The sequence below is a fragment of the Streptococcus mitis genome (assembly GCF_000960005.1).
GTDB lineage: Bacteria > Bacillota > Bacilli > Lactobacillales > Streptococcaceae > Streptococcus > Streptococcus mitis_CK.
Genome location: NZ_JYGP01000002.1, coordinates 583,919 through 596,269, shown reverse-complemented (window position 1 = coordinate 596,269; position 12,351 = coordinate 583,919). Strand labels below are relative to the sequence as shown.

The window sequence follows — 12,351 nt, the reverse complement described above, 5'->3', positions numbered from 1 at the left end:
GATGAGAAATGTAAAAGTTTCAGCTATTCAGATGCAATGTGCCAAGGATGTGGCAACAAATATTCAAACAGCAGAGCGTTTAGTACGTCAGGCAGCAGAACAAGGCGCACAAATTATTCTCTTGCCCGAGTTGTTTGAACGTTCCTATTTCTGTCAGGAACGTCAGTATGACTACTACCAGCATGCCCAGTCGGTGACAGAAAATACTGCCATTCAGCATTTTATGGTGATTGCTAAGGAACTAGAAGTTGTTTTACCGATCAGTTTCTATGAAAAAGATGGCAATGTCTTGTATAATTCTATTGCAGTTATTGATGCAGATGGGGAGGTGCTAGGTGTTTATCGGAAGACCCACATTCCTGACGATCATTACTATCAAGAGAAATTTTACTTTACTCCTGGCAACACAGGTTTCAAGGTCTGGGATACGCGCTACGCTAAGATTGGTATTGGTATCTGTTGGGATCAATGGTTCCCTGAAACAGCGCGCTGTCTTGCATTGAATGGGGCTGAATTGCTCTTTTATCCTACAGCTATCGGTTCGGAACCTATCTTGGAAACAGATAGCTGTGGTCATTGGCAACGTACCATGCAAGGACACGCAGCAGCAAATATTGTTCCAGTCATCGCAGCCAATCGTTATGGTTTGGAAGAAGTCGCACCAAGTGAGGAAAATGGCGGACAGAGTTCAAGTCTTGACTTTTACGGTTCATCCTTTATGACGGATGAAACAGGAGCTATTCTAGAGCAAGCTGAAAGACAAGAAGAAGCTGTTCTGTTAGCTACTTATGACCTAGACAAGGGAGCAAGCGAGCGCCTAAACTGGGGCTTGTTTCGAGATAGAAGACCCGAAATGTATCAACGTATTACGGACTAGTTAGGATAGAATTGAGAGATTCATTCTGCTAGACTAACTTCTTATTTGCAACTATAAGGATACTATGTTATCTAGTAAGTGAATTTTATATTTTAACCCTCTAAGGCTTTCTCGCACTTTGATGCGAGGAGCTTTTCTGTTTAAGCTTTATCAATAAAACATGCTATAATAGTTGCAGAAAGGTTGGTGTTTATGGCTAGGATACTGGTTATTGAAGACAATAGTGACATTCAAGAAATTTTGCGAACACTTCTTACTGAGGAGCATGAGGTGATTCAAGCCTTTTCTGGTACAGAAGGAATCATGCGTTTTGACCAAGGTGGGATTGACCTCGTTTTGCTTGATATCATGCTTCCTGGGAAAAATGGGGATCAGGTTTTAAAATCTATTAGGGAACAAAGTCAAACTCCAGTCATTATGCTAACGGCTTTGAGCGATAAAAAACTTATCAGCCAATATCTTTTAGACGGTGCCAATGATTACATAGTGAAACCTTTTGATTTGGATGAAGTCTTTGCAAGAGTTACTGTTCAGTTACGCCAAAGTGTAGAAAAACAGCCTATGGAAATAGAAAAAACTGAAAATCTGACACTAAACTTGAAAAATATCCAGTTTGATGCAGAAAGTTTTGAAATTAAAAATAGCCAGGAAACGATTCGTCTTGCCAAGAAAGAATGCTTGATTCTCCAAACTCTCCTTAAACACCCTAAGAAAATTTTTACAAAAGAAGAACTTTATGAATTTGTCTGGGAGGAGAACTACCTACCTGGAGATAATACTCTCAATACGCATTTGAGTAATCTTCGTAAAAAATTAAACCAGCTTGACCCAAATCAAGAATATATTGAAACCATCTGGGGAGTTGGGGTAAGATTAAAAGGAGACAAGCAATGACCTACATGATAATCTTTTTCCTATTGGTACTCCTAATTATTTTATCGATTGCATTGATTCGCTACCATCTAGCACTTAAAAACTTCAGTCAACAGATTGAAGACAAGATTCTCACAGGTAGTATGAAAAGAGTCGGAGTCAGCATTTTTTCCAAACATTTTTTACATCTCTACCAGCAAATTGAAAATCTATTTCAAGAAGTAGAACAGTATCGGTTGGTTATGAAAAGGGAAAAGCAGACTCTGGATATGGCCATCAGCAATATTGCCCATGATATTCGGACACCTCTGACTATCGCTTCAGGCTACACCCAACAATTGATAAAATCTCCTGAAAACAAAGCAGAAACCTTACAAAAAATATCCCAGCATCTTGATTTAGTTTCCAAACGTTTGGAGGCTCTCCTAGAATACCGTCGTTTGATGGAAGGAGCTGTCAAACCAAAACTGGAAGAAGTGGATCTTTCAGCTTTTATCACCAAAAAGACTCTGGCTTTTTATGATGTTTTTCAGGCGACAAATATCACGCTTGATTTTAAAGTTGAAGCTGGTTTAAAAATGAGGACTGATGAAGATTTACTGGATCGAATTTTACAAAATCTGCTTGGAAATGTCCTCAAACATGGCAAGGAAGAAGCACGTCTATCTTTGAGAAAGGAAAAGGAACAGCTTGTCTTAGAGATTGCAAACCTTGTTAAACAGCCCATCAAAAGAATAGAAAATCTCAGTAATCGTTTTTATTCTGAAAATCTATCAGACACGGAAGAATCCTCTGGTTTAGGCCTTTATATCACTGAGGAATTATGTCATCTTCTCGGTACAGAGATGAAACTAAGCACAGATGGGAAATGGTTGTCGGTTTTCATTTATTTTTAACAAAAAGAAACCTCCTCTGTAGGCTAGAGGAGGTCATTTTTTATAGGCTTTTCTTTTTGAAAACTGCCAGTCCACTTAGATTAAAGATTACAATAACAGCTAAGGTAACTATAAGGGTATAGAAAATGGATTCACTATTAGCAGTCATAGCATAGGAAAAATGCAAGGACAAATATGGTAAATATTTGATATTTGGAAAAATGATCATTGGCATAGAAAGGATGATAGAGCTAATCAGATAACCAATAAATACGGCAAGATAAGAATGAGTCAGGTAGAGAATAAAGGAAATAATCGAAAGCCAAGCGAGAAGGCAGAGAAATTGAAGGAAAATCATTGAGAGGAGATTAGTAACAAAACCATCAGGTATCGTACCAAGTCCGTTTAGTAGAGTTGAGGGAACAAAAGCAATCACAAGGCTGGCGATGAGTTGTAAGAGAGCGATACTTGCTAGAACAAAGGATTTAGCGAAGAAAAACTCTGTACGAGAAACGCCAACTGTCAAACTATTTTTATAAAGCTTGCCGATTAGATCGACCCCAAGAACTAAACATGTTAGAATAATGCAGAGAAAAACAAGGTTTGAATCATTGCTAGACGCATTGATAAGAGCTTGAATACCGTCCCAACCATGGGTTGGAATTTCTGGTTCTTCTGTCTGGATTGCCATCAGATGGCCTGTAGCCCCGATAGTGGCACCCAGTAGCAAGAGTACAAAGAGAATGAATTCTGTAATCCAGAATCCTTTGGAGCGGAAAAGACGGTAAAAATCTGCTTGAATGGTATGTATCATGATTTTCCTCCTATTGGACCAATTGAGTGAAGTATTCTTCTAGGTTTTGACGGGCATAGTAAATCTCGTCAATGGCGACATCTGCCAAGGTTAATTCCTTAAGAATCTGTTTGACATCTTGTTCCTGACCAAAGATGTGAATTTCATTTTCTGGATTAACAACCTTGAACTGGAGCTGGATTTGTTCTTTTAATACTTGACAAGCTTTCTCTTGGTCAGCTGTCTTAAGTACAATATAATCCTCACTTAGTGTTTCAAATTCAGCTTTGCTGATTTCACGGATAATCTTGCCTTGATCTAAAATACCAAAGCGATTTGCTACGAGATAGAGTTCTGACAAGATATGGCTAGAGATGAGAATGGTGATTCCTTTTTCTTGATTGAGGCGTTGAATCATCAGACGAAATTCTTTGATACCAATTGGGTCAAGTCCATTGATAGGTTCATCCAAGATTAGGAAGTCTGGTTTGGAGATAAGGGCAATAGCGATACCAAGTCTTTGCTTCATTCCAAGAGAGAAATCTCGAAAGACTTTTTTACCTGTATCTGGCAAACCTACATAGTCCAGCGTTTCTCGAATGACTTGATCCGCATTTGGAATATGGCGAATCATACAATAATATTTCAGATTTTGATAGGCTGTTAAGTGATTATGAGCTACAGGTGATTCGATCACTGAACCTACTCGAGATAGAGCCTTGGTCCACTCATTTTCCGTTTGGCTAGAGAAGAGAGAAACAGTCCCTTTATCTGCAAACAGTAGTTGCGTAATGATTTTTATTAAGGTGGTCTTCCCAGCTCCATTCTTTCCTATAAGCCCATAAATATCTCCCTCTCTTATCGTTAGATGAAGATCCTGAAGAATAGCTTGTTTGGCAAAGTTTTTGGACAATCCATGAATATCAAGTACTGTTTTCATGATTCTCTCCTTTTGATTTATTTTGATAACTTTAGTATAAAGCATAGAAATCAAAGAAAGCTCAAGCATTTCTAAAGAGTTTCTAAAGTTTTAGGAATTATTAAATATCAAAACCCAGTTGACACGAACTGGGCTTCTTAATTATAGAATGTATTTTTCAATAGCGCGCGCAACGCCATCTTCTTCGTTGCTGGCTGTAACATCATCAGCTAGGGATTTGACATAATCGCTGGCATTTCCCATTGCAACACCAAGCCCAGCAAACTGGAGCATTTCGATATCGTTATTGGCATCGCCCATAGCCATGATTTCTGCGGAATCAATCTTCAAAATCTCTGCTAGTCGTGAAAGAGCAGTGGCCTTTGTCGTTCCAAGTGGCATGGCTTCATAAATGACAGGCTGCGAACGAACTCCGCTAAATCGTTGGCAGAGTTCTGTAGCAAAACGCTGCTCAAAATCGTCTGTTTGTTCTTTTGTTCCTAAAAACATACCTTGGAACATGCGGTACTTGCCACTAGTCGCTTCCTCAAGAGAAATTTCAGTCAGGTCTGAAAAGACTAGTTTAGCATCATTTTGGATGACTTGATTGGGCTTGCCACCGAGGACAAAATAATGCTCCTCATCAAAAAGAGTCAACTGAACATCGCTTTTTTCAGCAAGCTCGTAGAGATATTCAATGTCAGCTGGACCGAGTTCTTGCCAGTCAACTAGCCCCCAATCACTTGTCTGGTGAGTTGAACAACCGTTGTTAACAATCACATACTCATTCTGGAGGTCAAGCCCCAGTTTTTTGTAGTAGGGGAGGACACCGAAAAGCGGGCGCCCCGTACAGAGAACCAGTTTGACACCTTTTTCAATAGCTTTGTGAATAGCAGTAATATGAGCTTGTGGGATTTCCTTGGCTTCATTGAGGAGGGTTCCGTCCATATCCAAGGCTAGTAGTTTAATCATAGGTCTTCCTTCTTTATCTTTTGGTATTATTATAGCATATTTTAGAGGAAAGGAGGAGGAATCTTCGGGCTAATCATGGTATAATAAAAGGTAATGAAAAATTCCAACGAGGCAGAGATGAAATTACTTTATACTGATATTCGGACTTCTTTGACAGAAATTCTAACCAGAGAGGCGGAGGAGCTAGTTGCTGCTGGCAAGCGGGTCTTCTACATCGCTCCCAACTCTCTTTCTTTTGAAAAGGAACGCGCCGTGCTGGAATGCTTGTCCCAGCAGGCTTCTTTTGCGATTACCGTCACGCGCTTTGCTCAAATGGCTCGTTACCTAGTCTTGAATGACTTGCCTGCTAAGACCAGTCTAGATGACATTGGTCTTGGGATGGCTTTTTATAAGTGCCTTGCGGAACTAGACTCCAAGGACTTGCGTGTTTATGGAGCTATCAAGCAGGATCCTCAATTTATCCAGCAGTTGATTGAGCTTTACCACGAGATGACCAAAGCTCAGATGAGTTTTTTAGACTTGGAGAGTTTGGCGGATGAGGACAAGAGAGCCGATTTACTCTTGATTTTTGAGAAGGTAACGGCCTACCTCAATCAAGGGCAGTTGGCTCAGGGAAGTCAATTGTCCCATTTGATTGAGGCTATTGAGAATGACAAAGTTAGTAGTGATTTTACTCAAATCGCCTTGGTTATTGATGGATTTACCCGTTTTTCTGCCGAGGAGGAGCGGATTGTAGACTTACTTTATGGCAAGGGTGTTGAGATTGTTATTGGGGCTTATGCTAGTAAGAAAGCCTATACTAGCCCTTTTAGCGAGGGTAATCTCTACCAAGCCAGTGTGGAGTTTCTCCATCATCTAGCCTCTAAATACCAAACTCCTGCTCTGGATTGTTCTCAAACTCATGAGCAGATGGATAGTTTTGACAAGGCCTCTCGTTTGCTGGAGTCTTCTTATGACTTTTCAGAGCTCACTTTGGAGGTCGATGAGAAGGACCGTGAAAACCTGCAAATCTGGTCTTGTTTAACACAAAAAGAAGAGTTGGAGTTGGTAGCCCGTAGCATTCGTCAGAAATTGCATGCCAATCCCAACCTGAGCTACAAGCATTTTCGTATTCTCTTGGGAGATGTGGCTTCTTACCAGTTATCTCTCAAAACCATTTTTGACCAGTATCAGATTCCTTTCTATCTTGGTAGAAGCGAATCCATGGCCCATCATCCATTGACACAGTTTGTCGAGTCTATTTTGTCTTTAAAACGCTATCGTTTTCGTCAGGAGGATTTGATTAACCTTCTCAGAACAGGTTTGTATACCAACCTTAGTCAAGCTGATATTGATGCTTTTGAGCAATATATCCGCTATCTTGGTATCAATGGCTTGCCAGCCTTTCAGCAAACTTTCACCAAATCCCACCATGGAAAATTTGATTTAGGGCGTTTAAATGCTTTTCGTCTGCGTATTTTAGCCCCTCTTGAGACTCTCTTTGCCAGCCGAAAGCAGAAGGCAGAAAATCTCTTGCAAAAGTGGAATGCTTTTCTAAAAGAAGGAGCGGTGACCAAGCAGCTGCAAAATTTGACAACTACTATGGAAACTCTTGAACAGGAAAGGCAAGCTGAAGTTTGGAAGGCATTCTGTCATGTTTTAGAACAATTTGCGACCGTTTTTGCAGGTTCACAGGTTAGTCTAGAGGACTTCCTAGCCTTGCTTCATTCTGGAATGAGCCTATCTCAGTACCGTACTATTCCAGCAACCGTAGATACCGTTCTGGTGCAGAGTTATGATTTGATTGCTCCTCTGACTGCTGACTTTGTCTATGCCATTGGGCTGACTCAGGATCATTTACCAAAAATTGCGCAAAACACTAGTCTTTTGACTGATGAAGAGAGACAAAGTTTAAACCAAGCGACAGAAGATGGGGCGCAATTGCTGATTGCCAGCAGTGAGAACCTCAAGAAAAATCGCTACACTATGCTTTCCTTGGTCAATTCTGCCCGTAAGCAGTTGGTCTTGTCAGCTCCAAGCCTTTTTAATGAAAGTGAAAGTAAGGAATCTGCCTATCTTCAAGAGCTGGTCCATTTTGGATTTAGTCGAAAAGAGAAGAGGATGAATCACAAAGGGCTGTCTAAAGAAGATATGGGCTCATATCACAGTCTTTTGTCCAGTCTGGTTGCCTATCACCAGCAGGGCGAGATGAGTGATAGGGAGCAAGATTTGACCTTTGTCAAGGTTCTGGCGCGTGTGATGGGGAAAAAACTAGACCAGCAAGGTCTGGAAAATCCAGCCCTCCCAACCAGTCCAAGCAGTAAGCAGTTGGCTAAGGACACCTTACAAGCTCTCTATCCTGCTGATCAGGAGTTTTACCTGTCTACGTCTGGTTTGACGGAGTTTTACCGGAACCAATACAGTTATTTCCTCCGTTATGTTCTAGGCTTACAGGAAGAATTACGTCTGCGTCCGGATGCTCGTAGTCACGGGAATTTCTTGCACCGCATTTTTGAACGGGCCTTGCAGTTGCCTGACGAAGATTCCTTTGACCAACGTTTAGAACAAGCAATCCAAGAAACCAGTCAAGAACGAGAATTTGAGGCTATTTATCAGGAAAGTTTGGAAGCCCAGTTCACCAAGGAAGTTCTACTTGATGTGGCACGGACGACTGGCCACATTCTCCGCCACAATCCAGCTATCGAAACAATTAAAGAAGAGGCAAATTTTGGTGGAAAAGAGCAGGCCTTTATTCAATTGGACGATGGTCGCAGTGTCTTTGTACGAGGCAAGGTTGACCGCATTGATCGTTTGAAAGCTGATGGAGCGATAGGAGTAGTAGACTACAAGTCGAGTCTAACTCAGTTCCAGTTTTCTCATTTCTTTAATGGACTCAATTCCCAACTGCCAACCTACTTAGCTGCCCTAAAAAGAGAAGGGGAGCAGAACTTTTTCGGCGCCATGTACTTGGAAATGGCTGAACCTGTCCAATCTTTATTAGCTGTTAAAAGTCTGGCAGGAGCAGTAGTAGAAGCCAGCAGATCAATGAAATACCAAGGGCTCTTTTTAGAAAAAGAAAGCAGTCATTTGGGCGAATTTTACAACAAAAACAAGGCTAATCAGCTGACAGATGAGGAATTCCAGCTTCTACTTGACTACAATGCCCATCTTTACAAGAAAGCAGCTGAGAAAATTTTAGCAGGCCAATTCGCCATCAACCCTTATACTGAAAATGGCAGAAGCATTGCCCCATACGTCCAGCAACATCAAGCCATTACTGGTTTTGAAGCCAATTACCATTTGGGTCAAGCCCGTTTCCTAGAGAAGTTAGACTTGGCTGAAGGCAAACGTCTTGTCGGAGAAAAACTCAAGCAAGCTTGGTTTGAAAAAATAAGAGAGGAGTTGAATCGATGAAGCCTATTCCCTTTTTAACTGAGGAGGAAATTCAAAAACTGCAAAATGCAGAAGCAAATTCGAGCAAAGAACAAAAGAAAACTGCCGAGCAAATCGAAGCTATCTACACTTCTGGTCAGAATATCCTGGTTTCAGCATCGGCTGGTTCTGGTAAAACCTTTGTCATGGCCGAGCGCATTCTGGATCAGTTAGCGCGTGGTGTCGAAATTTCTCAACTCTTTATCTCAACCTTTACCGTCAAGGCTGCGACTGAGCTTAAGGAACGTTTGGAGAAAAAAATCAGCCAACAAATCCAAGAGACGGATGGTGTCGAGCTCAAACAACACTTAGGCCGCCAGTTGGCAGACCTACCCAACGCTGCTATCGGAACTATGGACTCTTTCACACAAAAATTCCTTGGCAAACATGGTTATCTAATTGATATTGCGCCTAATTTCCGTATTTTACAAAACCAGAGCGAGCAACTCCTTCTAAAAAACGAAGTCTTCCATGAGGTCTTTGAAGCGCATTACCAAGGTAAACAGAAAGAGACCTTTAGTCATTTGCTGAAAAACTTTGCTGGACGTGGAAAAGATGAACGGGGGCTGCGCCAGCAAGTCTATAAAATTTATGACTTCCTCCAATCCACCAGTAATCCTCAAAAGTGGCTGAGTGAATCTTTCCTCAAAGGCTTTGAAGAGGCTGATTTTAGCAGTGAAAAAGAAAAACTGACCACACAAATCCAGCAAGCCCTTTGGGATTTGGAAAGTTTTTTCCGTTATCATCTGGATAATGATGCCAAGGAATTTGCAAAGGCTGCTTATCTAGAGAATGTTCAGTTGATTTTAGATGAAATTGGCTCCTTGAATCAGGAGTCCGATAGTCAGATTTATCAGGCAGTGCTTGCGCGTGTTGTCGCCATTTCAAAAGAGAAAAACGGTCGATCTCTGACTAATGCCAGCCGTAAGGCTGATTTGAAGCCACTGGCTGATGCCTACAATGAAGAGAGAAAGACCCAGTTTGCTAAACTAGGACAACTGTCAGACCAGATAACGATTCTCGACTATCAAGAACGTTACCATGAAGACTCCTGGAAGCTAGCTAAAACCTTCCAAGCTTTTATGAGCGATTTTGTGGAAGCTTATCGTCAGCGTAAACGCCAGGAAAATGCCTTTGAGTTCGCTGACATCAGCCACTATACCATTGAGATTTTAGAGAATTTCCCACAAGTTCGTCAGGTTTATCAGGACCGCTTCCATGAAGTCATGGTCGATGAGTATCAGGATACCAACCACATTCAAGAACGGATGCTGGAATTGCTGTCAAATGGTCACAATCGCTTTATGGTAGGAGATATCAAGCAGTCCATCTACCGTTTCCGTCAAGCAGACCCGCAGATTTTCAATGAAAAATTTCAACGCTATGCGCAAAATCCCCAAGAAGGAAAGCTGATTCTCCTCAAGGAAAATTTCCGTAGTAGTTCAGAAGTGCTGTCAGCAACCAATGATGTTTTTGAACGTCTTATGGACCAAGAAGTCGGCGAAATCAACTATGATAACATGCACCAGCTTGTTTTTGCCAATACCAAACTGACTCCCAATCCAGACAACAAGGCAGAATTTCTCATCTACGACAAGGACGATACAGGCGAGGAAGAAGAGAGCCAAGCAGAAACGAAATTAACAGGGGAAATGCGCTTAGTTATCAAGGAAATCCTTAAACTTCATCAGGAACAAGGTGTTGCCTTTAAAGAAATCGCCCTTCTGACCTCCAGCCGCAGTCGTAATGACCAGATTCTTCTCGCCCTGTCTGAGTACGGGATTCCTGTTAAAACCGACGGAGAGCAAAACAATTATCTCCAATCTCTAGAAGTACAAGTTATGCTAGACACTCTTCGTGTCATTCACAATCCCCTGCAAGACTATGCCTTGGTTGCCCTTATGAAGTCTCCAATGTTTAGCTTTGATGAAGACGAGTTAGCACGTTTGTCCCTTCAGAAAGCAGAGGATAAAGTCCAAGAAAATCTCTATGAGAAACTGGTCAATGCTCAAAAACAGGCTAGCAGCCAGAAAAACTTGATTCACACAGCTCTAGAAAAGAAACTAAAGCAATTCATGGATATCTTGGCTTCTTGGCGCTTGTATGCCAAAACCCACTCCCTCTATGACTTGATTTGGAAGATTTATAACGACCGCTTTTATTATGATTATGTTGGGGCTTTGCCAAATGGTCCTGCTAGACAGGCCAATCTCTATGCCCTAGCACTGCGTGCTGATCAATTTGAAAAGAGTAATTTCAAGGGCTTGTCTCGTTTTATTCGTATGATTAATCAAGTTTTAGAAGCCCAGCATGATTTGGCAAGCGTGGCCGTCGCACCGCCAAAAGATGCAGTAGAGCTCATGACTATCCACAAGAGTAAAGGGCTGGAGTTTCCTTACGTCTTTATTCTCAATATGGATCAAGATTTCAACAAGCAAGACTCTATGTCAGAAGTCATTCTCAGTCGTCAGAATGGTCTTGGTGTCAAATATATTGCCAAAATGGAGACGGGAGCAGTTGAAGATCACTATCCTAAAACCATCAAACTCTCCATTCCTAGTCTGACCTATAGGCAGAACGAAGAGGAATTACAGCTGGCAAGCTATTCAGAGCAAATGCGTCTGCTGTATGTTGCCATGACGAGGGCTGAGAAAAAACTCTATCTTGTCGGCAAGGGTTCTCGTGAAAAGCTGGAAGCCAAGGAATACCCAGCAGCTAAAAATGGAAAACTAAATAGTAACACTAGACTTCAAGGCAAGAATTTCCAAGATTGGCTTTGGGCTATCAGTAAAGTGTTTGCAAAGGATCATCTCAACTTTAGCTATCGTTTTGTTGGTGAAGATCAGCTAACTAGAGAAGCTATCGGTCAGTTGGAAAGCAAAAGTCCTCTACAAGATAGCTCTCAAGCAGATAACCGTCAGTCAGAAACCATCAAAGAAGCCCTTGAAATGCTGAAAGAGGTGGAAGTTTATAATACTCTTCACCGCGCAGCCATTGAACTTCCTAGTGTTCAAACCCCGAGTCAAATCAAGAAATTCTACGAACCTGTTATGGATATGGAAGGTGTCGAGATTGCAGGTCAAGGCCAGTCAGTAGACAAGAAAATCAACTTTGATTTGCCAGATTTTTCAACCAAAGAAAAGGTAACAGGAGCTGAGATTGGTAGTGCTACCCACGAACTGATGCAGAGAATGGATCTCAGTCAGAGACCAACGCTTGCTAGCCTAACAGAAACTCTCAAACAAGTTCAAACCAGCCCAGCTGTCAGAGATAAGATCAATCTTGCTAAAATTCTTGCATTCTTTGACACAGCACTCGGTCAGGAAATTCTTGCTAATACCGACCATCTCTACCGCGAGCATCCCTTCTCCATGCTCAAACGAGATCAAAAGAGTCAGGAAGACTTCGTTGTCCGTGGTATCCTTGATGGCTATCTGCTTTACGAAGACAAAATTGTTCTGTTCGACTATAAGACAGACCGCTATGATGAAGCAAGTCAACTCATAGACCGTTATCGTGGTCAGTTAGCCCTATACGGAGAGGCTTTATCTCGGGCCTATTCGATTGAAAATATTGAAAAATACTTGATTTTACTAGGTAAAGACAAGGTTCAAGTTGTAAAAGTATAATC

General features: G+C 41.5%; 8 protein-coding genes. 5 read left to right on the top strand and 3 right to left on the bottom strand.

Going from position 1 to position 12,351, the window contains the following annotated elements:
- Position 1 precedes the first annotated feature (1 nt).
- The 3 genes from aguB to TZ90_RS04320 all read left to right on the top strand — a co-directional run bounded on the left by aguB (position 2) and on the right by TZ90_RS04320 (position 2,646).
- Positions 2-877, top strand: a complete 876-nt coding sequence (gene aguB, locus TZ90_RS04330) for an N-carbamoylputrescine amidase (RefSeq protein ID WP_045611669.1) — start codon at positions 2-4, stop codon at positions 875-877.
- A 192-nt stretch (positions 878-1,069) separates the two neighbouring features.
- Positions 1,070-1,771: a response regulator transcription factor gene (locus TZ90_RS04325; RefSeq protein WP_045611668.1), complete on the top strand. Its 702-nt coding sequence runs from the start codon at positions 1,070-1,072 to the stop codon at positions 1,769-1,771.
- On the top strand, positions 1,768-2,646 hold the full coding sequence (locus TZ90_RS04320) for a sensor histidine kinase (RefSeq protein WP_045611667.1): 879 nt from the start codon (positions 1,768-1,770) through the stop codon (positions 2,644-2,646). Before TZ90_RS04325 ends, TZ90_RS04320 begins: the two co-directional genes overlap by 4 nt.
- 40 nt (positions 2,647-2,686) lie before the next feature.
- Here the strand turns inward: TZ90_RS04320 and TZ90_RS04315 are convergent, their stop codons facing one another.
- The 3 genes from TZ90_RS04315 to TZ90_RS04305 form a co-directional block, all read right to left on the bottom strand.
- Positions 2,687-3,439, bottom strand: a complete 753-nt coding sequence (locus tag TZ90_RS04315) for an ABC-2 family transporter permease (protein WP_045611665.1) — start codon at positions 3,437-3,439, stop codon at positions 2,687-2,689.
- Between the two features lie 10 nt (positions 3,440-3,449).
- A complete protein-coding gene (locus TZ90_RS04310) occupies positions 3,450-4,358 on the bottom strand; it encodes an ABC transporter ATP-binding protein (RefSeq protein WP_000859637.1) in 909 nt (302 codons plus the stop codon).
- A gap of 141 nt (positions 4,359-4,499) precedes the next feature.
- Positions 4,500-5,309, bottom strand: a complete 810-nt coding sequence (locus TZ90_RS04305; RefSeq protein ID WP_000593575.1) for a Cof-type HAD-IIB family hydrolase — start codon at positions 5,307-5,309, stop codon at positions 4,500-4,502.
- Between the two features lie 117 nt (positions 5,310-5,426).
- On the opposite strand from TZ90_RS04305, the gene rexB reads away from it, so the two are divergent.
- Positions 5,427-8,702 carry an ATP-dependent nuclease subunit B gene (gene rexB, locus TZ90_RS04300; RefSeq protein WP_045612570.1) on the top strand — a complete coding sequence of 1,092 codons (3,276 nt, stop codon included), beginning with the start codon at positions 5,427-5,429 and terminating at the stop codon, positions 8,700-8,702.
- Positions 8,699-12,349 (top strand): helicase-exonuclease AddAB subunit AddA, encoded by a 3,651-nt coding sequence (gene addA / locus TZ90_RS04295; RefSeq protein WP_045611662.1) that lies wholly within the window; start codon positions 8,699-8,701, stop codon positions 12,347-12,349. The genes rexB and addA overlap by 4 nt, the downstream gene beginning before the upstream one ends.
- Positions 12,350-12,351 lie beyond the last annotated feature (2 nt).